The organism is Streptomyces sp. NPDC018833 (assembly GCF_044390825.1).
Lineage (GTDB): Bacteria > Actinomycetota > Actinomycetes > Streptomycetales > Streptomycetaceae > Streptomyces.
In genome coordinates, this window is record NZ_JBIRZM010000018.1 from 138,044 (window position 1) to 157,973 (window position 19,930).

13 protein-coding genes, 1 tRNA gene and 1 rRNA gene are annotated in these 19,930 nt (G+C 69.7%); 3 read left to right on the forward strand and 12 right to left on the reverse strand.

Annotation, left to right across the window (positions count from 1 at the left end; all coding sequences use genetic code 11):
* Positions 1–342 precede the first annotated feature (342 nt).
* Together ACH5AF_RS29555 and ACH5AF_RS29560 are read left to right on the forward strand one after the other, a co-directional pair.
* Positions 343–1,143, forward strand: coding sequence for an Fpg/Nei family DNA glycosylase (locus ACH5AF_RS29555; RefSeq protein ID WP_398905789.1), 801 nt, complete (start codon positions 343–345; stop codon positions 1,141–1,143).
* Positions 1,144–1,174: 31 nt separating this feature from the next.
* Complete coding sequence (locus ACH5AF_RS29560) at positions 1,175–1,996, forward strand: SDR family NAD(P)-dependent oxidoreductase (protein WP_398905791.1); 822 nt, start codon at positions 1,175–1,177, stop codon at positions 1,994–1,996.
* Here the strand turns inward: ACH5AF_RS29560 and ACH5AF_RS29565 are convergent.
* From ACH5AF_RS29565 to ACH5AF_RS29610, 10 genes are all read right to left on the reverse strand, one after another.
* A complete protein-coding gene (locus tag ACH5AF_RS29565) occupies positions 1,944–2,183 on the reverse strand; it encodes a hypothetical protein (protein WP_398905792.1) in 240 nt (79 codons plus the stop codon). The genes ACH5AF_RS29560 and ACH5AF_RS29565 overlap by 53 nt on opposite strands.
* A 194-nt stretch (positions 2,184–2,377) precedes the next feature.
* A complete protein-coding gene (locus ACH5AF_RS29570; RefSeq protein WP_398905794.1) occupies positions 2,378–2,848 on the reverse strand; it encodes a Dps family protein in 471 nt (156 codons plus the stop codon).
* Between the two features lie 145 nt (positions 2,849–2,993).
* Positions 2,994–3,377, reverse strand: coding sequence for a helix-turn-helix domain-containing protein (locus tag ACH5AF_RS29575; protein WP_177151709.1), 384 nt, complete (start codon positions 3,375–3,377; stop codon positions 2,994–2,996).
* Positions 3,378–3,486: 109 nt separating this feature from the next.
* Positions 3,487–3,996: a CinA family protein gene (locus ACH5AF_RS29580; RefSeq protein ID WP_398905795.1), complete on the reverse strand. Its 510-nt coding sequence runs from the start codon at positions 3,994–3,996 to the stop codon at positions 3,487–3,489.
* Positions 3,993–4,679: a CDP-diacylglycerol--glycerol-3-phosphate 3-phosphatidyltransferase gene (pgsA, locus tag ACH5AF_RS29585; RefSeq protein ID WP_398905797.1), complete on the reverse strand. Its 687-nt coding sequence runs from the start codon at positions 4,677–4,679 to the stop codon at positions 3,993–3,995. Before pgsA ends, ACH5AF_RS29580 begins: the two co-directional genes overlap by 4 nt.
* Positions 4,676–6,142, reverse strand: coding sequence for a 30S ribosomal protein S12 methylthiotransferase RimO (gene rimO / locus ACH5AF_RS29590; RefSeq protein WP_398905798.1), 1,467 nt, complete (start codon positions 6,140–6,142; stop codon positions 4,676–4,678). The genes pgsA and rimO overlap by 4 nt, the downstream gene beginning before the upstream one ends.
* Before the next feature lie 116 nt (positions 6,143–6,258).
* Positions 6,259–7,074, reverse strand: coding sequence for a helix-turn-helix domain-containing protein (locus ACH5AF_RS29595; RefSeq protein WP_398905800.1), 816 nt, complete (start codon positions 7,072–7,074; stop codon positions 6,259–6,261).
* 188 nt (positions 7,075–7,262) lie between these two features.
* On the reverse strand, positions 7,263–10,055 hold the full coding sequence (locus tag ACH5AF_RS29600; protein ID WP_398905802.1) for a DNA translocase FtsK: 2,793 nt from the start codon (positions 10,053–10,055) through the stop codon (positions 7,263–7,265).
* 132 nt (positions 10,056–10,187) lie between these two features.
* Entirely contained in the window at positions 10,188–10,871 is a 684-nt protein-coding gene (locus tag ACH5AF_RS29605) for a two-component system response regulator (protein WP_398905803.1), read from the reverse strand.
* A 274-nt stretch (positions 10,872–11,145) separates the two neighbouring features.
* Complete coding sequence (locus ACH5AF_RS29610) at positions 11,146–16,608, reverse strand: HAMP domain-containing protein (RefSeq protein WP_398905805.1); 5,463 nt, start codon at positions 16,606–16,608, stop codon at positions 11,146–11,148.
* A gap of 269 nt (positions 16,609–16,877) precedes the next feature.
* Between ACH5AF_RS29610 and ACH5AF_RS29615 the strand changes: the two genes are divergently transcribed.
* A complete protein-coding gene (locus ACH5AF_RS29615) occupies positions 16,878–19,532 on the forward strand; it encodes a SpoIIE family protein phosphatase (RefSeq protein ID WP_398905807.1) in 2,655 nt (884 codons plus the stop codon).
* A gap of 51 nt (positions 19,533–19,583) precedes the next feature.
* On the opposite strand, the gene ACH5AF_RS29620 is transcribed toward ACH5AF_RS29615, so the two are convergent.
* Both ACH5AF_RS29620 and rrf read right to left on the reverse strand, forming a co-directional pair.
* Positions 19,584–19,656, reverse strand: a tRNA-Thr gene (locus ACH5AF_RS29620).
* A gap of 187 nt (positions 19,657–19,843) precedes the next feature.
* Positions 19,844–19,930 (reverse strand): 5S ribosomal RNA (gene rrf, locus ACH5AF_RS29625); the annotation flags it as partial.

Here is a 19,930-nt window from a genome sequence, read left to right on the forward strand (position 1 = left end):
CACCCTCCGGCCCAGGACCGGCCCGTCAAGGCCGTCGACCGCCCTCCCAGCCAACCGGGCACAGGCCAAGCCCGCCGGACCGCCCGAGCACCCTCGACTCCGCCCGCCGACCGCCCGGGCCTCCTAGGCTCCGCAACCAGCCAGCCCGGGGCATCCTCACCCCGCCCGCCGGAAAGACGCCGACCGGCGCGGCTGCCCTCCTGACCAGCCGGACGCCCCCCGTCCCGCGCCGTCGCGTCCGTCCGGCCGCCCGCCCGACCAGCCGGGACCAGGCTGCGCCCGCCCGACCAGCCGGGACCATGCCGCCCGCCGCTCCCGATCCCGTCGCGCATCATGGATGTCATGCCCGAAGGAGACACCGTGTGGCTGGCCGCCCACCGCCTGCACCGCGCACTGGCCGACCGCGTGCTGACCCTGTCCGATCTGCGAGTGCCCCGGTTCGCCACCGCGGATCTCACCGGCCGCACCGTCCTGGACGTCACTCCGCGCGGCAAGCACCTCCTCACCCGTATCGAGGGCGGCCTCACCCTGCACTCGCACCTGCGGATGGACGGCTCCTGGCAGGTGTACGGCTCCGGTGAACGCTGGCGCGGCGGCCCCGCGCATCAGATCCGTGCCGTCCTCGGCAATGAGGCCTACACGGCAGTCGGCTATCGCCTGCCCGTCCTGGAACTGCTCCGTACCGCGGACGAGGAGCAGGCCGTGGGGCATCTCGGCCCCGACCTGCTCGGCCCCGACTGGGATCCGGACACGGCGGTGGCCAACCTCCTCGCCGACCCGGCCCGCCCCCTCGGCGAGGCCCTGCTCGACCAGCGCAACCTCGCCGGCATCGGCAATGTCTACAAGTCCGAGCTGGCCTTCCTGGCCCGCGTGACGCCCTGGCTCCCCGTCGGCGAGCTGCCCGCGGACATGCTCGCCCGTCTCGTGGCCACCGCCCACCGGCTCCTCGACGCCAACAAATCCCGCCCCGACCGTGTCACCACGGGCCGCCGCGGCCCCGGGCAGCGGCTGTACGTCTACGGCCGTGAAGGCCACCCCTGTCCCCGCTGCGGAACCCTCGTGCGCAGGGCCGATCAAGGTGACGGGGGCCGTGATCGCCCCACCTACTGGTGCCCGGGCTGCCAATCGGCGCCTGCTGATTGACGGACCGTCAGGTCGGTCGTACGGTCCGCCCATGGGTCTCTCGGCGTACGATCTCGGCGGCCGTACGGCGTTCGTCACCGGAGCGGCGGGCGGCATCGGACGTGCCTCGGCCGTCCTGCTCGCTGAAGCGGGGGCCGTCGTGCACTGTGCCGACATCGACGCACGGGGCCTGGACGAGACCCGGTCCCTGATCCGCAGCGGCCGTGGCACCGCCGTCGCCCACACCGTCGACGTCACCGACCGGGCGGGGGTCAGGGCCGCGATCGAGAGCACGGACGGACTCGACATCGTGGCAGCAATCGCCGGGATCATGCACACGGGCACGGTGCTCGAGACGCGGGACGAGGACCTCGACCGCGTCCTGGCCATCAACTTCAAGGGAGTGCTGTACACCTGCCAGGAGGCAGCCCGGGCCATGATCGACCGGGCCCGTCCGGGAAGCGGCGAACGCCGCACGGCGTCCGCCCCTGTCCCCGAGGACCCCGCCGGCCGGGGCTCGATCGTCACCATGGCGTCCGGTGCCGTCGACTCGGCACAAGCGGGTCTGCTCTGCTACAGCGCAGCCAAGGCGGCGGTCGTCCAGCTCACCAGGACACTCGCGACCGAGCTCGGGCCGCACGGCATCCGCGTCAACGCCGTGGCCCCCGGCTGGATCCGCACCCCCATGACCGACCGTCATGACGCGGAGCAGCAGCGCCGGGCCGAGGCAGCGCTCATCAGGGCGTCCCCGCTGGGCCGCGTCGGCGAAGCGGAGGACATCGCCCACGCGGTCCTTCATCTCGCCTCCGACGCCTCGTCGTTCACGACGGGTCAGATATTCCGTCCGAACGGCGGTGTCGTGATGCCCTGGTGACGCCGCGGGACGCCGACACATGTACCGGCAGCAGGCTCAGCCCCCAACCACCCGCCGCCACCGCCCCCTCCAGGACGCCCGCCTGATCCGGAACGAGCGCCAGACGCAGGACGGCCCACCACCACACCGCGCCCGCCACGAGGCCGAGCAGTGCGACGGGCACGAGAACCGCTGTGCGTATCGCCATGCCGCCTCCTTGGGACCGTCCACGGTAGTGCGGCGGACCCGGTCGCCGGGAGGGGCGCACGGTTGACAGTCCCGGCGCTCGAACGTCCTTGCCCATCGGGCCGATCGGCACCTCGGCAGGGCCCCCTCGCGAAACGCCGCCCTCTTCAAGCGTCCGTCGCCCGGCACCGCGAACTGCTCGCGCACGACCGCCGGTCAGGCGGACTCCGCCTGGAACATCCACGCGTGCTTCTCGAGGTCGGCCGTCACCCCGATCAGAATGTCCTGGGTCACGGGGTCCGGCTTCTCCGTCGCATCGATGCGTTCCCGCATCCGGACGATGACCGCGCCCAGTGCGTCGACCAGCGTCCGCACCACGTCCACGTCCTTGATCCAGCCGTCCGGCACGGATCCGATCGCGCTCTGCGCGGCCACCGTGGCGGCCCGCCCGTCCGGCGACACACCGATCGCCGACGAGCGCTCGGCCACTGTGTCGGAGTGCTGGCGCGCGGTCGCAACGACCTCGTCGAGCTGGAGGTGGACGGACCTGAACCGCGGCCCGACCACGTTCCAGTGGACCTGCTTGGCCACCAGGGCGAGATCGATCAGGTCGACGAGTGCGCCCCTCAGCGCGTCACCCACCGTCTTGAGGTCCGCCTCGGACAGAGGGCTCTTCACGACAGACATGCGCGTCCTCCCTAGGGATGCCGACTACGGTCCACAATCGCACAACTACACAAAAGGGTCATTCGGGAGCAAGAAGAAGGCCCCGACTGGTACTCGCGTACCACTCGGGACCTGCCTCAAACCCAGCCGTGCAGTGCCTTACGGATCAGGCGGCGACGACGTCGACCGCTTCCGTGGGCGCCTTGATCGTCACCCGCTCCGTCGGCACACCTGCCACCGACGTCACGGAGACGGAATTGAGCATCGGGCGTACCGGCGCGGGCACCGGTTCGGTGGCGGCTGCCGACTCGGCCAGTTCGGCCAGAGACAGCTCGTCGCTCACCTCACGCATGAGCTCGGACATCCGTACGTCAAGCGCGTCGCAGATGGCGGAGAGCAGCTCGGAGGATGCCTCCTTCTGCCCCCGCTCCACCTCGGAGAGATAGCCGAGTGAGACTCGGGCGGACGAGGAGACTTCGCGCAGAGTACGGCCCTGGCGTTGGCGCTGCCGACGCAGCACGTCACCAAGCAGGCGACGGAGCAGAATCATCGGTGGCTCCCTCCTCGGACCGCGTAGCCGCATCCTTCACGCCCCACCGTACCGCCTTGCACGGCGGCCGTGCGGGGAGCGATGTCGTGTTCACTCAGGGCTGCAAACATCAAGTCCCCCCGTTCTGTTCCGTATCCTGTGTCCGCGCATTTCCGTGAAGTTCGTCAGAGAGCAGGTCGAGCACTCTGCGTACAGTCTCTCTACGGATTTCCTCCCGGGGGCCGTTCAACCGCAAAGCGGCCACTTTCCCGGCGCCGGAAGGTCCCGAAACAGCAACATAGACCGTGCCGACCGGCTGCCCGTCCTGCGGCTCGGGCCCCGCGACGCCGGTGGTGGCAATGCCCCACACGGCACCCAGCCGGCCCCGTACACCCGCCGCCATCTGCGCCGCGACCTCGCCGTCGACCGCGCCGCGGGCCGCCAGGAGAGCACCGTCGACCCCCAGCAGATCCGTCTTCAGGGCGGTCGCATAGGCCGTCACGGACCCACGGAAGGACTGAGACGCCCCTGGGACCTCCGTCAGCTGCGCGGCCACCAGACCGCCGGTGAGGGACTCGGCGACGGCAAGCGTCTCGCCACGCTGCGCAAGCAGCGCCAGCACGCGAGCCGCCGTGTTCACCGTTCCGTGCCCTCGGCCTCGGACGCCGCCGCGCGGGCGGCCCGCTCCTCGGCGATCCCCTTGCGCCTCAGGACGATCGCCTGTCGCACATAGTCCAGCCCGGTGACCACCGTCAGCACGACCGCGAGCGCCATCACCCAGAAGCGCATGGTCGCCAGCGGTCCGGTCAGCGCCAGGACGTACATCCCGACCGCCGTGCCCTGCGCCAGTGTCTTCATCTTGCCGCCGCGACTGGCCGGAATCACCCCGTGCCGGATCACCCAGAACCGCATGAGCGTGATCCCCAGCTCGCGGAAGAGAATCACGCCGGTCACCCACCACGGCAGGTCACCGAGAGCCGACAGGCAGATCAGCCCCGCCGCCATGATCGCCTTGTCGGCGATGGGGTCGGCGATCTTCCCGAAGTCGGTGACCAGGTTGTACGTGCGCGCCAGATGCCCGTCGAAGATGTCCGTGATCATGGCAACGGCGAACGCCGCCCAGGCCCAGGCCCGCCAGGCCGGGTCGTAGCCGCCGTCCTGGAGCATCAGCACCACGAAGCCCGGCACCAGCAGCAGGCGCACCATGGTCAGGATGTTCGCGATGTTCCAGAGGCTGGCCTGATCGACGGCCGCAGCGCCCAGCTTGCCGCCGGGCGCCGGCCTCCCGGAACCGCCCGCCGCGGATGCCGGCACTCCGGTCATCTGCCCGCCTCCTCGCCAAGGCACTGGACGACGAGGTCGACGCCCTCCGTACCCACGACCTTCGCCTCGACCATGCGGCCGGGCACCAGGCCCTCGGGGGAGGTGAAGAGCACCTGGCCGTCGGTCTCCGGCGCCTGGTGCGCGGCGCGGCCCACGGCCCCGTCCTCGTCGTCCACGGATTCGACCAGTACCTCGAGGGTCTCACCCATGCGCTCCTCGGCGCGCTGCGCCGTGAGCTCCTCGGCGAGTCTCGACAGGTGCGCGAGGCGCTCGGCGATGACATCGGCGTCGAGCTTGTTGTCGTAGGAGACGGCCTCGGTGCCCTCCTCGTCGCTGTAGCCGAAGACGCCGATGGCATCGAGGCGGGCCGCGCCGAGGAAGCGCTCCAGCTCGGCGAAGTCGGCCTCGCTCTCACCGGGGAAGCCGACGATGAAGTTGGACCGTACACCTGCCTGCGGAGCCTTGCCCCGGATGGTCTCCAGGAGCTCCCAGAAGCGCTCGGTGTCGCCGAAGCGGCGCATCGCGCGGAGTACGCCCGGGGCGGAGTGCTGGAAGGACAGGTCGAAGTAGGGGGCGATCCCGGGCGTGGAGGTGAGCACGTCGATCAGGCCGGGGCGCATCTCTGCGGGCTGCAGGTAGCTCACGCGGACGCGCTCGATGCCGTCGACGGCGGCCAGCTCGGGCAGGAGCGTCTCGAGGAGGCGGATGTCGCCGAGGTCCTTGCCGTACGAGGTGTTGTTCTCGGAGACCAGCATGATCTCCTTGACGCCCTGCTCGGCCAGCCAGCGCGTCTCGCCGAGCACATCGCTCGGGCGGCGCGAGATGAAGGAACCACGGAACGAAGGGATGGCGCAGAAGGTGCACCGCCGGTCGCAGCCGGAGGCCAGCTTCACCGAGGCGACGGGGCTGGTGCCGAGGCGGCGGCGCAGCGGCGCGCGGGGGCCGGACACCGGCGCGACACCTTCCGGGAGGTCCTGCGGCGCCGTCGCGATGTCGCCGTGGCCGGGCAGGGCCACCTCGGTGGCCTGCTGGCGCTCGACCGGGCTCAGCGGCAGCAGCTTGCGCCGGTCGCGCGGGGTGTGCGAGGCGTGGATCCCGCCGTTGAGGATGGTCTGGAGCCGGTCGGAGATGTCGGCGTAGTCGTCGAAGCCGAGCACGCCGTCCGCCTCGGGCAGCGCCTCGGCGAGCTCCTTGCCGTACCGCTCGGCCATGCAGCCGACGGCGACGACCGCCTGGGTACGCCCGTGGTCCTTGAGATCGTTGGCCTCCAGCAGGGCGTCGACGGAGTCCTTCTTGGCGGCTTCGACGAATCCGCAGGTGTTGACGACGGCGACATCCGCGTCGGAGGCTTCCTCGACGAGCTCCCAGCCGTCCGCTGCCAAGCGGCCTGCGAGCTCCTCCGAGTCCACCTCGTTACGGGCGCAGCCGAGAGTGACAAGGGCGACGGTACGGCGTTCGGGCATGGACTCAAGACTACTTTGTCCCGGCCCGCCTCCCTGCCGCGAGGGTTCTCCCGTCCGTCGCCCGCTCGCCTTGCGCTCGTGGGCCGCCCCTCGCCGGGGGGCGGCCCCGCGCCCGGTCAGCCGGCCGCGGGGTCGCCCTTGGTGTAGGACAGCCGCTCGACGCCGCCCATCTCGAAGTCGCCGTCGACCTTCTTGCCGTTGACGAACAGCTCGATCGCCCCCGCGTTGCCGAGGATGAGATCGACGCGCTCGTCGTCCTGGAAGGTCTTGGACTCGCCCTTGAGCAGGGTGCCGTCGAAGAGCAGCTTGCCGTTGTGCGACTTGGCGGAGATCCAGCTCTTGTCATGGGTGGCCGACAGCTTGACCGTGACCTTGTCCTTGGGCACCGCCGCGATGGCGCTGTCCGAGGGGTCGGGCTTGGGGTCGGCGGGCTTGGTCACCCCGGGCTTCTCCGGGGTGGACTCGGCGGGTGCGGGGGCCTCGGCGACCTGGGTGTCCCTGCCGTCGCTGAAGAGCGTGAAGCCGGCGAAGCCGACCACGACGACGATGGCGGCGACCATGGCCGCCGTCCAGTTGGGCCGGCGTCGTTCGGGGCGGATGCGTTCGGCTTCGAACAGCGGTGCGGCGAGCGTCGGCGACGGGCGTCCGCCGTGCTCGGCGTCGTACCGCTCGATCAGGGGTTCGGGGTCGAGCCCGACGGCGCGTGCGAGCGTGCGGATATGGCCGCGCGCGTACACGTCGCCGCCGCAGCGGGAGAAGTCGTCCTCCTCGATCCCGTGCACGATAGGGATGCGCACCCGGGTGGAGGAGCTGACCTCGTCGACGGTCAGACCGGCGCCGACACGCGCCTGCTGCAGGGCGTGACCGATCGACGGCCGGTCGTCTTCTTCGACTGAAGGCCGGTTGTCTTCGGGGGAGTTGCCGATGGACACGGGGGCGCCTTTCGAGCGTGTAGCCACCTGCTGGAGGTTCAGTCTATGGGTGGTACGAAAGGGTGGGGCAACCGGGCGCGAGACTTTGTACGCCATAGGAATGGCCGCCCTTTCCCAGGGCGGAACACCTTGCTGCCCCTCCCTCCAACTTGACGTACGACCAAGGGAAACGGTTGCTCCCGAAACCCTTACGAGTGAGTCTCTCCCCGGATCACGGCGAGCACTCCATCCAATTCATCCGGTTTCACGAGAACGTCACGCGCTTTGGACCCTTCGCTCGGGCCGACGATGTTCCGCGACTCCATCAGGTCCATCAGCCGGCCGGCCTTCGCGAAGCCCACGCGCAGCTTGCGCTGCAGCATGGACGTCGAGCCGAACTGGGTGGAGACGACCAGCTCGGCGGCCTGGCACAGCAGGTCGAGGTCGTCGCCGATGTCCTCGTCGATCTCCTTCTTCTGTTTGCTGCCGACCACGACGTCGTCGCGGAAGACCGGGGCCATTTGATCCTTGCAGTGCTGGACGACCGCGGCGACCTCTGCCTCGGTGACGAAGGCACCCTGCATACGGGTCGGCTTGTTGGCCCCCATCGGCAGGAACAGCCCGTCGCCCTTGCCGATCAGCTTCTCCGCTCCCGGCTGGTCGAGGATGACCCGGCTGTCTGCGAGCGACGAGGTCGCGAAAGCGAGCCGGGAGGGCACGTTCGCCTTGATCAGACCGGTGACGACGTCGACCGAGGGGCGCTGGGTCGCCAGTACCAGATGGATACCCGCCGCGCGCGCCAGCTGGGTGATGCGCACGATGGCGTCCTCCACGTCACGCGGGGCGACCATCATCAGGTCGGCGAGCTCGTCGACGATGACCAGCAGGTACGGGTACGGCTGGAGCTCGCGCTCACTGCCCTCGGGCGGCTTGACCTTGCCGTTGCGCACGGCCTGGTTGAAGTCGTCGATGTGGCGGTAGCCGAAGGCCGCGAGGTCGTCGTAGCGCAGGTCCATCTCGCGTACCACCCACTGCAGGGCCTCGGCGGCCCGCTTGGGGTTGGTGATGATCGGCGTGATCAGATGCGGGATGCCCTCGTACGCGGTCAGCTCGACTCGCTTGGGGTCGACGAGCACCATCCGGACGTCCTCCGGTGTCGCTCTTATCATCACCGACGTGATCAGGCAGTTGATGCACGAGGACTTGCCGGAGCCCGTGGCACCGGCGACCAGGACGTGCGGCATCTTGGCCAGGTTGGCCATCACATAGCCGCCCTCGACGTCTTTGCCGAGCGCGACGAGCATGGGGTGGTCGTCCTCGGCGGCGTCCGCGAGGCGCAGCACGTCTCCGAGGTTGACCATTTCCCGGTCGGTGTTGGGAATCTCGATGCCGACCGCGGACTTGCCGGGGATCGGCGAGATGATCCGCACATCGGGGCTCGCGACCGCGTACGCGATGTTCTTGGTCAGGGCCGTGATGCGCTCGACCTTCACAGCTGGGCCGAGCTCCACCTCGTAGCGGGTGACCGTCGGGCCGCGGGTGAAGCCGGTGACGGCCGCGTCGACCTTGAACTCCATGAAGACGTTGGTCAGCGAGGCGACGACCGCGTCGTTGGCGGCGCTGCGCGTCTTTCCCGGGCCGCCGCGCTCCAGGAGGTCCAGCGAGGGCAGTGCGTAGGTGATGTCGCCCGACAGCTGCAGCTGCTCGGCGCGCGGCGGCAGGGGCTGGGACTCGTCGGGCGCCGGCTTGGTCAGGTCCGGTACGGAACCCTTGGCCGCCGGCTCCTGCGGCATCCGCCGGACGTCCTGCGGCTTCGGCCCGGTGCCCTCCGGCTCGCGCGCTGTCGGCACCGGCGAGGCGACCCGCTGCCGGTCCGCGGTGACGTCGCGCGTGAGGTCGGCGACGAGCGGCGAGGGCGGCATGCCGTTCAGTACGGCCCCGTCGAGCGCGGCCGCCGCCGCGGCGGCGACGTCCACGGCGTCCAGCTCGCGCCCCATGGCGGGCTGCACGGAGGGGCGACGCGGGCGCTTGCGCCGTTCGAGCGCCTCCTGCTCGGGCAGGTCCGGGCTGTAGGCGTCGGCGGGCTCGTCACGGCGGCGCGGAGAGGAACGGCGGGGACGGCCGGGCAGGGACTCCCGCCACTGTTCGTCGTAGCGCTCGTCTTCCTCGGTGCCGTCGATGCCGCTCTCGCGCTCGGCGTCGACGAGGCCGAGCTTCGAGCCGAGCAGGCGCATCCGCTGCGGGATGGCGTTGACGGGGGTCGCGGTGACGACGAGCAGGCCGAAGACGGTGAGCAGCACCAGCAGGGGGACCGCGAGCACCTCGCCCATCATGAAGATCAGCGGCTTGGACGCCACCCAGCCGATCAGGCCGCCGGCATCCTGTACGGCCTCGGTGCCTTCGCCGCGGCCTGGCGAGCCGCAGGCGATGTGGACCTGGCCGAGTACACCGATGACGAGAGCGGACAGGCCGATCACGATCCGGCCATTGGCCTCGGGCTTCTCGGGGAACAGGATCAGGCGCACGGCGATCGCGCCGAGCAGCAGCGGTGCGAGCAGGTCGAGGCGTCCGAAGGCGCCGGTCACCAGCATCTCGACGAGATCGCCGACGGGCCCGCGCAGGTTCGACCAGGTACCGGCCGCGACGACGAGCGCGAGGCCCAGCAACAGCAGTGCGAGGCCGTCCTTGCGGTGCGCCGGGTCAAGTCCCTTGGCGCCGCGCCCTATCCCGCGGAACATCGCGCCCACCGTGTGCGCCAGACCGAGCCAGAGGGCTCGCGCGAGCCGGTACACGCCCCCAGTGGGGGACGGCGCCGGCTTCGGCGCGGGCGTCTTCCCGGCCGCGGCCTTCTTCGCGGGCGCCTTCTTCGTGGGTGCGGACTTCTTCGCGGCGGTCTTCTTGGCGGGCTCCGCCTTCTTCGCTGCGCCGGTCGTACGGCCGGCGCGCGGCTTCGCGGTGCCCGCCGTGCCCTGGGAACCCTTGCCGGACGTACGTGAGGCCATGGTGCTGAGGTTACCGGTGACGACGGCAGCGGACACGTGTGCCCACTGCATCACCCGTTCGTGTCGTGCCTGAGGGGGCAGGGAACTGACGCCTCTTCAGGGTGCTGACGGCCCCGCCGAACCGCCGGCGGCTCAGCTCTGGGAGGGCAGCGTCGGGGCGCCCCCGCCGGTGCCGGGCTCCAGGGCATCGAGGGCACGGCGAAGGCCGGTGAGTTTACGCTCGAGATGGGCCGCGGTCGCCACCGCCGCCGCGTCGGCGGAGTCGTCGTCGAGCTGCTTGGAGAGTGCTTCGGCCTGCTCCTCAACTGCCGCGAGCCTCGCGGACAGTTCCGCCAGCAGGCCGGCGGGCTCACGGCTGCCACCCACGTCGCCCTGGCCGGTGCCCTCCAGCTGGAGGCGCAGCAGAGCCGCCTGCTCACGCAGTTGGCAGTTCTTCATGTAGAGCTCGACGAACACCGACACCTTGGCGCGCAGCACCCAGGGGTCGAACGGCTTGGAGATGTAGTCGACGGCCCCAGCCGCGTAACCCCGGAAGGTGTGGTGGGGGCCGTGGTTGATCGCGGTCAGGAAGATGATCGGGATGTCGCGGGTCCGCTCACGCCGCTTGATGTGCGCGGCGGTCTCGAACCCGTCCATGCCCGGCATCTGGACATCCAGCAGAATGACCGCGAAATCGTCTGTCAGCAGCGCCTTGAGCGCTTCCTCCCCTGACGATGCCCGCACCAGTGTCTGATCGAGCGCGGAGAGGATGGCCTCCAACGCGAGCAGATTCTCCGGCCGGTCATCGACCAGGAGGATCTTGGCCTTCTGCACCATGCCCCGTCCTCCTCGCCCCGGCATGGGGTCTCTCCGGCTCACAGAGCCGGAGGACGCACCGGGCGCCGCCCCAGGGGACGACTCCCTTGCGTCGCCCGTCCTTGTGCCGGTCATCGTAGCCGCACCCCGCCCGTCGCCACACCCTGTCACCGTGATGTCACTGTGCACGTACCGAAAACGTGGGGGGAGACCGGATAGTTCCCCATAGACGTCAACCCCACACACTTTCGGACGGGATCGATCAGCGAACGGCCGCGACGCGGGCGGCGCCCGCTCACTTCGCGTGCATCCACTGCTCCATCACGGCGAGGAGATGGTCGGGATCGACCGGCTTGGTCACATAGTCCGAAGCGCCGGATTCGATGGCCTTCTCCCTGTCCCCCTTCATCGCCTTCGCGGTCAGGGCGATGATCGGCAGCCCGGCGAACTGCGGCATCCTGCGGATCGCCGTCGTCGTCGCATAGCCGTCCATCTCCGGCATCATGATGTCCATCAGCACGACCGTCACATCGTCGTGCTGCTCCAGGACTTCGATGCCCTCCCGGCCGTTCTCCGCGTACAGCACCGACAGTCCGTGCTGCTCCAGCACGCTCGTCAGCGCGAAGACATTGCGGATGTCGTCGTCGACGATCAGCACTTTCTCGCCGTCGAAGGCGAACACCCGCCGCTCCTCGGTCCCCTCCTGGCCGGCGCTGGCGTCGGCCCACTGCTCCAGGCCCTGCGTCCGGCCGGGCAGCGTCTGCTGCCCGTTCCTCGCCGCCAGGGCCTTGCGGCGCCGGCGCAGCAGCGCCGCGGGCCCCACCTGGGCTCCGGCGGGCCGAGGGGACGCGGCCGGCGCCTGCATGCCGTCTTCCGCGGCCGGCTCCTCACTTCGGTCGTCGCCCGTACCGGGCGCGAGCTGCGGGTACCCGTGCGGCGGCAGCTCGCTCGGATACAGCGGCAGATACAGGGTGAACGTGGAGCCGCGGCCCGGCTCGCTCGCCGCGTGGATCTCGCCGCCCAGCAGCCGCGCGATCTCCCGGCTGATCGACAGCCCCAGTCCCGTACCGCCGTACTTCCGGCTGGTCGTCCCGTCCGCCTGCTTGAACGCCTCGAAGATCACCCGCATCTTGCCGGCCGCGATCCCGATACCGGTGTCCGTCACCGAGAAGGCGATCAGATCCGCGTCCGCGTCCTGCAGCGAACCGGCTTCCAGAAGCTGCTCCCTGATGGACTGCGGCACATCCGCGCCCGCCGGCCGGATCACCAGCTCGACCGCGCCGCTGTCGGTGAACTTCACCGCGTTCGACAGGAGGTTGCGCAGCACCTGCAGCAGTCGCTGCTCGTCGGTGTGCAGCGTCGCCGGCAGCTCCGGGGAGACCCGGACCGAGAAGTCGAGCCCCTTCTCCGCCGTCAGCGGCCGGAACGTCGCCTCGACGTAGTCCACGAGCTGAACCAGCGCGATACGCGTCGGACTGACGTCCATCTTGCCGGCCTCGACCTTCGACAGATCGAGGATGTCGTTGATCAGCTGCAGGAGGTCGGAACCGGCGCCGTGGATCGTCTCCGCGAACTCGACCTGCTTCGGCGACAGATTCCCCTCGGCGTTGTCGGCGAGCAACTTGGCGAGGATCAGCAGCGAGTTCAGCGGCGTCCGCAGCTCGTGCGACATGTTCGCCAGAAACTCCGACTTGTAGCGCATGGAGACCGCGAGCTGCTCCGCCCGCTCCTCCAGCACCTGCCGCGCCTCCTCGATCTCGGTGTTCTTCACCTCGATGTCGCGGTTCTGCTGGGCCAGCAGCTCGGCCTTCTCCTCCAGCTCCGCGTTGGACGCCTGGAGGGCCTTCTGCCTGTTCTCCAGCTCGGCGGAGCGCTCACGCAGCTGCTCGGTGAGCTCCTGCGACTGCTTCAGCAGCACCTCGGTCTTGGTGTTGACGCTGATCGTGTTGACGCTCGTGGCGATCATCTCGGCGATCTGGTTCAGGAAGTCCCGCTGGATCTGCGTGAACGGCTGGAACGACGCCAGCTCGATGACGCCGAGGACCTTCCCCTCGAACAGCACCGGAAGGACGATCACATACGCCGGTGACGCCTCACCGAGCCCCGAGGAGATCTTCAGATAACCCGGCGGCACATTGACCTGGATCGTCCGCTTCTCCTCCGCCGCCGTACCGATCAGCGTCTCCCCCGGCCGGAACGACGTCGGCATCAGGCCCGCCGAGTATCCGTAGCTGCCGCGCATGACCAGCTCGTACGACTCACCTCCGCCCGACACGTCCGGTCCACCGCCGGTCGGCATCGCCAGGAAGAACGCGCCGTGCTGCGCCGAGACCACCGGGGTGAGCTCGCTCATGATCAGCGAAGCGACGTCGTCCAGATCGCGCCGGCCCTGCATCAGACCGGAGATACGGGCCAGGTTGCCCTTCAGCCAGTCCTGCTCCTCGTTGGCGAGGGTTGTGTCGCGCAGGTTCGCGATCATCGTGTTGATGTTGTCCTGGAGGACCTGGATCTCCCCCGCCGCGTCCACGTCGATCTTCAGATTCAGATCGCCGCGGGTGACCGCGGTCGCGACGGCCGCGATGGCACGCACCTGCCGGGTCAGGTTCCCGGCCATCTCGTTCACCGACTCGGTCAGATCGCGCCAGGTGCCGTCCACATCGCGCACCCGCGCCTGCCCGCCCAGCTGCCCGTCGGTGCCCACCTCGCGGGCCACGCGCGTGACCTCCTCGGCGAACGACGACAGCTGGTCGACCATCGTGTTGATCGTCGTCTTCAGCTCCAGGATCTCGCCCCGGGCGTCGATGTCGATCTTGCGGGTCAGATCGCCCTTCGCGATCGCGGTGGTGACCGTGGCGATCTGCCGCACCTGGCCGGTGAGGTTGGAGGCCATGGAGTTCACCGACTCGGTGAGGTCCTTCCAGGTGCCCGAGACGCCCGGCACATGCGCCTGACCGCCCAGCCGCCCGTCGGTGCCCACCTCGCGGGCCACGCGGGTCACCTCGTCGGCGAAGGACGACAGCGTCCGCACCATGGTGTTGACCGTGTCCGCCAGCTCGGCCACCTCACCGCGCGCCTCGACCGTCACATTCTTGGTCAGGTCGCCGTTGGCGACCGCGGAGGAGACACGGGCGATGTTGCGCACCTGGTTGGTCAGGTTGTTGGCCATGAGGTTGACGTTGTCGCTGAGGTCCTTCCAGATACCGGTGACGCCGCGCACCCGCGCCTGGCCGCCCAGCACACCTTCCGTACCCACCTCGCGGGCGACCCTGGTCACCTCGTCGGCGAAGTCCGACAGCTGGTCGACCATCGTGTTGACGGTCGTCACCAGCTCCAGGATCTCGCCCTTGGCATCGACGGTGATCTTCTTCGACAGATCGCCCTTGGCGACTGCGGTCGTGACCTCGGCGATGTTCCGCACCTGACTGGTGAGGTTGTTCGCCATGAAGTTGACGGACTGGGTGAGGTCCTTCCAAGTGCCGGAGACGCCCTGCACCTCCGCCTGGCCGCCGAGGATGCCCTCGGTGCCCACCTCACGGGCCACCCTCGTCACCTGCTCGGCGAAGTTCGACAACTGGTCGACCATCGTGTTGAGCGTGTTCTTCAGCTCCAGGATCTCGCCCCGGGCATCCACGTCGATCTTCTGCGACAGATCACCGCGCGCCACCGCCGTGGCGACCTGCGCGATGTTGCGCACCTGGCCCGTGAGGTTCTCGGCCATGCCGTTCACCGAGTCCGTCAGGTCGCGCCACACACCGGCGACGCCCGGCACCTGCGCCTGGCCGCCCAGCCGCCCGTCGGTGCCCACCTCACGGGCCACCCGGGTCACCTGCTCGGCGAACGCGGAGAGCTGGTCGACCATCGTGTTGATGGTGTTCTTCAGTTCCAGGATCTCGCCGCGCGCGTCCACGTCGATCTTCTGCGACAGATCGCCGCGCGCCACCGCCGTCGTCACCTGGGCGATCTGGCGTACCTGGGACGTCAGGTTGCCGGCCATGAAGTTGACGGAGTCCGTCAGCTCCTTCCACGTACCGCTGACGCCGTCGACCCGCGCCTGACCGCCGAGGCGGCCCTCCGTGCCCACGTCCCGCGCCATCCGCGTCACCTGGTCGGCGAACGAGGACAGCTGCGCCACCATCGTGTTGACGGTGTTCTTCAGCTCCAGCATCTCGCCCGCGACATCGACCGTGACCTTCTGCGACAGGTCACCGTTCGCCACCGCCGTCGTCACCTGCGCGATGTCCCTCACCTGGCCGGTGAGGTTCCGGAACGCGGTGTTCACCGAATCGGTGAGGTCCTTCCACGTACCCGCCGCACCCGGCACCTCGGCCTGACCGCCCAGCCGGCCCTCGACGCCGACCTCCCGGGCCACCCGGGTCACCTCGGAACCGAACGACTGCAACTGGTCCACCATGGTGTTCACGGTGTTCTTCAGCTCCAGCATCTCGCCCGCGACATCGACCGTGACCTTCTGCGACAGGTCACCGTTCGCCACCGCCGTCGTCACCTGCGCGATGTCCCTCACCTGGGTGGTCAGGTTCCGGAAGACGGTGTTCACCGAATCGGTGAGGTCCTTCCACGTACCCGCCGCACCCGGCACCTGCGCCTGACCGCCGAGCAGACCCTCCGCACCGACCTCACTGGCCACACGCGTGACCTCGTCGGCGAACGTCCGCAGCGTCTCGGTCATCTGGTTGATCGTCTCGGCGAGCTGCGCCACTTCACCGCGTGCGCTCACTGTGACCTTCTGCGACAGATCGCCGTTCGCGACGGCCGTCGTCACCTCGGCGATGCCCCGCACCTGGGAGGTCAGGTTGCCGGCCATCGTGTTCACCGAATCGGTGAGGTCCTTCCACACGCCGGCCACACCGGGAACGGTCGCCTGGCCGCCCAGCTCGCCTTCCGTGCCGACCTCCCGGGCGACTCTCGTCACCTCGGAGGAGAACGACTGCAGCTGGTCCACCATCGTGTTGACGGTGTTCTTCAGTTCCAGCATCTCGCCCGCCACATGGACGGTCACCTTCTGCGACAGATCACCCTTGGCGACGGCCGTCGTGACGAGGGCGATGTCCCGCACCTGAGCCGTCAACCGGTACGCCATGGTGTTGACCGAATCCGTGAGGTCCTTCCACGAACCCGACATTCCACGCACCTGGGCCTGGCCGCCGAGCTTGCCCTCGGTACCGACCTCCAGCGCGACCCGGGTCACTTCGTCGGTGAACGCGGACAGCTGGTCCACCAGGCTGTTCACCGTACGCGCGACCTTCAGGAACTCGCCCCGCAGCGGCCGCACCGTGCCGTCCTGGCCGTCCGTCGAGTGCGAGCGCAGCTCCATGCGCTGGTCCAGATCACCCTCGGCGACCGCCGACAGCACCCGGCCGACCTCCGAGACGGGCCGCGCGAGATCGTCCACCAGCTCGTTCGAGGCGTCGATGGCCGTAGCCCACGAGCCCTCGCAGGCCCCGGTCTCCAGCCGCTCCGTGAGCTTTCCCTCGCGCCCGACCATGCGGCGGACCCGGGCGATCTCGCCCGTGAGATGCAGATTGCGGTCGGCGACCTCATTGAAGACCGCCGCGATCTCGGCCATGACACCGTCGCCGGACACGGTCAGGCGGCGCCGGAAGTTCCCGTCCCGCATCGCCACCAACGCCGACTTCAGCCTGTTCAGGGCCGCTGTGTCGACATCGGTTGTCCCATTGCTCCGGGACCGTCCGCCTTTCGCGCGCGTATCCTTGCCACGCGCCGCCACGCCAGACTCCACCGTGTCCCTCCCGCAGGGGTTGACCGTACTGCCCGGGCCTACTCAGCAGCCTGCCCAGTGTTTCACCATGCCGGAACCAGGCCATAACAGTTCGGCAGCTTCGCATAGCGTCCCCACACCCGGAGGGCGGAAACAGCCTCGACCGGCATCCGCTCGGACAGCGAAGGTAAGTAACCTGGCGTCCGGCTGTCCAACCGCCCCGGTCCGCCCGGCGGGGGCGGTGCGGTTGCAATCCACGACCACCGGGCACGGGGAGGGGCAAGCCGATCATGGCAGAGCCGGGCGTCGAGACGCGTACAAGGAGTTCTGTGATCACCGCGCGGGCGGCCGCCAGCTTCGACCCCGTCGGGCGGTCCGTAGCGACCGCCCGTGCCTTTGTCCGCGACACCCTCCAGGGCTGGGGGTACTCGGACGTCGTCGACGACGCCGTGGTCCTCACCAGCGAGCTGGTCACCAACGCCGTCATCCACGCGGGCACCTCGGCCGATGTCCTGTGCCTGCGCAGTGAGGACGGTGTGCGGATCGAGGTCGCCGACCGCTACCCCGAGCGCGAGATCCCCATTCAGGCCACAGGTCTCCCGCTCGGCAACCCCGACCGGGAGAACGGACGCGGACTGCTGCTCTGCGCGGCACTCGCGTCCCGCTGGGGTGTCGAGTACACGCCCACGCACAAGCAGGTCTGGTTCCAACTGGACCTCCCACAGCGCCCGGTGGGCACCCGCTCGGCGGGCCCCGCCCTCCCCACGGCCATGCTCCCCGTCGCCGACGAGCGGGTGCGTGTGGCCGTCATCCAGATCGACCGCAGCGGCACGATCGTCGTATGGAACGAGGACGCCGAGCGACTCTTCGGCTACCCGGCCGAGCAGGTCATGGGCAAACCGCTCACCGACTTCGCCGCCTGGCCGCACACGCCCGGCACCGGCACAGGCATCGCCGAGGCACTGCAGCTCTCACGCTGGGAAGGCAGTTACGGCATCCGCGGGGCGGACGGCCGCGTCGTCCCCGTCTACGCCTCCCACCTCCGGGTACGCGACAGGAACGGCGAGCCGTCCACGGTCTGTCTCCTCGTGCGCGACGAGGAACGGGCCGTTCTGCAGACCCCGCAGCGCGCGCCCGTCTCCGACCACGGCGCAGAGAGCCGCGCCACGGACCCGTTCGAGGTCTTCATCGGCTCGCCCGCGCCCGACGATCTCGACGGCCTGCTCCAGCGCACGGTCGAACGGGCCCGCGACATGCTCGACGGCGACGCCGCCTTCCTGCTGCTCGCCACAGACGACGAGACCGAGTTGGAGGTACGCGCGACCACCGGACTCCCCTCGGCCCGCCAGCGGTTCGCCCGCGTCCCGGTCGAGGCCGGCACCGGCCGCTACGGCTCGGCCCGAATGCCCGCCGTCCACGAGGACCTCACCGCCGTCCCCGGCGCCGTACCGCTCCTCAACTCCACCGGCATGCGGTCGGTGGTCACCGTCCCGCTCAAGGTCGAGGGCCGGCTCACCGGTTCCCTCGGCGTGGCCGCCGAATCCGCCGGACGCTACTCCAACGAAGAGGCCCTGCGGCTGCAGTTCGCCGCCGACCGCATCGCGCTGGCCGTCGAGTCGGCCCGACTCGGCGAACTGGAACGGCTCCGCCGCGGCTCCCTGTCCTTCCTCGTCGAGGCGTCGGATCTGCTCGCGGGCACGCTGGACCGCGACCAGACCCTGGCCCTGATGGCCCAGATGACGGTCCCCACCCTCGCCACCTGGTGCGCGGTCTACACGATCGCCGACCAGTCCTCCGAGCCGTACCTCAGCTATGTGCTCCACGAGGACGAGGACCGCATCGACGGCATCAAGGCGCTTCTGTCCAGGATCGATCCGCCGGACCCTGTACCGACCCCGGGTGCCCGGGTGTGGAACGCACCGGCCGAGGCCGCCCAGCGCGCCGCCCTGCTCGCCTCCAAGCGTGAACTGGGCCTCGGTTCGAGCCCGCCGGTCTCCTCCGGTATCGGCGTGACGCTCGCGACGGCGGCGGCGGTCGGTGGGGAGACGGTCGTTCTCCCGCTCGTCGCGCGGAACCGCGTGATCGGCATGCTGACGCTCGGCAAGCCGTCCGACGACCACTTCCGCCAGGAGATCCTGGAGCTGGCCGAGGACCTCTCGCGCCGGGCCGCTCTCGCCCTCGACAACGCCCGCCTCTACTCCGAGCGCATGGCGATCAGCCAGTCCCTCCAGCGCAGCCTGCTCCCACCGGAGATGCCGCAGATCCCCGGTGTCGAGGTCGAGGTGATCTACCGTGCCGCCGGCGAGGGCAACGAGGTGGGTGGCGACTTCTACGATCTGTTCCCCATCCGGGACGGCGCCTACGGCTTCGCCATCGGCGACGTCTGCGGTACGGGCCCGGAAGCGGCGGCCGTCACCGGCCTCGCACGCCATGCCCTGCGTCTGCTGGCCCGTGAGGGCTTCGGCGGCCCCGCGGTGCTTGAGCGGCTGAACGCCGCCATCCTCGACGAGGGCGCCCGCAGCCGATTCCTCACCCTGCTGTACGGGGAGTTGTGGCCGCAGGAGGACGGCAGCGCGGTGCTCAAGGTGGTGTGTGCCGGCCACCCGCTACCGCTGCGCCTGCGTCAGGACGGCTCCGTGGAACCGGCGGCGGACCCGCAGCCGCTGCTCGGCGTGATGGACGACCTAGAGCTCTACGAGCAGGTCGTCACCCTTGACCGCGGCGATGTCCTGCTGTGTGTCACGGACGGCGTCACCGAGCGCCGCGAGGGCCCGCGCATGCTGGGCGACGACGGTCTCACCGATGTGTTCAGGACCTGCACGGGCCTGACGGCGGGAGCGGTGGCGGCCCGGGTGCTGCGGGCCGTCGAACGCTTCGCCGCGGAGCCCGCCTCGGACGACATGGCGATCCTGGCCATGCGCGTGCACGAGCCCCATAAGAGCTGACAACGAAGAAGGCCCCCCGCCGGTTGGGCGGGGGGCCTTCTTGCTTTACCGAGCCCCCAAACGGAATCGAACCGTTGACCTTCTCCTTACCATGGAGACGCTCTACCGACTGAGCTATAGGGGCCTGTTGCTTTCGCGGTGTTCCGCGCGGCAACGAGATGAAGCATAGCCCATCCGTACAGGCGTTTCCAAAACGCCTGTACGCCGGCGCGACCGGCGCGACCGGCGCCCCAGGTTGCCTCAGGAGGGACGCCGGGACGCAAAAAAGCCTCAACCCCCGGACAATGTCAGGGGGTTGAGGCTCAATGATTGTTCGGCGGCGTCCTACTCTCCCACAGGGTCCCCCCTGCAGTACCATCGGCGCTGAAAGGCTTAGCTTCCGGGTTCGGAATGTAACC

What these genes read in the sequence shown, in the direction of transcription:
- ACH5AF_RS29560 (WP_398905791.1), top strand. Translation starts at nt 1,175, where the DNA reads ATGGGTCTCTCGGCGTACGATCTCGGCGGCCGTACGGCGTTCGTCACC.
- ACH5AF_RS29605 (WP_398905803.1), bottom strand. Translation starts at nt 10,871, where the DNA reads ATGGTGCAGAAGGCCAAGATCCTCCTGGTCGATGACCGGCCGGAGAAT.
- ACH5AF_RS29575 (WP_177151709.1), bottom strand. Translation starts at nt 3,377, where the DNA reads ATGATTCTGCTCCGTCGCCTGCTTGGTGACGTGCTGCGTCGGCAGCGC.
- ACH5AF_RS29565 (WP_398905792.1), bottom strand. Translation starts at nt 2,183, where the DNA reads ATGGCGATACGCACAGCGGTTCTCGTGCCCGTCGCACTGCTCGGCCTC.
- pgsA (WP_398905797.1), bottom strand. Translation starts at nt 4,679, where the DNA reads ATGACCGGAGTGCCGGCATCCGCGGCGGGCGGTTCCGGGAGGCCGGCG.
- ACH5AF_RS29615 (WP_398905807.1), top strand. Translation starts at nt 16,878, where the DNA reads ATGGCAGAGCCGGGCGTCGAGACGCGTACAAGGAGTTCTGTGATCACC.
- rimO (WP_398905798.1), bottom strand. Translation starts at nt 6,142, where the DNA reads ATGCCCGAACGCCGTACCGTCGCCCTTGTCACTCTCGGCTGCGCCCGT.
- ACH5AF_RS29600 (WP_398905802.1), bottom strand. Translation starts at nt 10,055, where the DNA reads ATGGCCTCACGTACGTCCGGCAAGGGTTCCCAGGGCACGGCGGGCACC.
- ACH5AF_RS29570 (WP_398905794.1), bottom strand. Translation starts at nt 2,848, where the DNA reads ATGTCTGTCGTGAAGAGCCCTCTGTCCGAGGCGGACCTCAAGACGGTG.
- ACH5AF_RS29555 (WP_398905789.1), top strand. Translation starts at nt 343, where the DNA reads ATGCCCGAAGGAGACACCGTGTGGCTGGCCGCCCACCGCCTGCACCGC.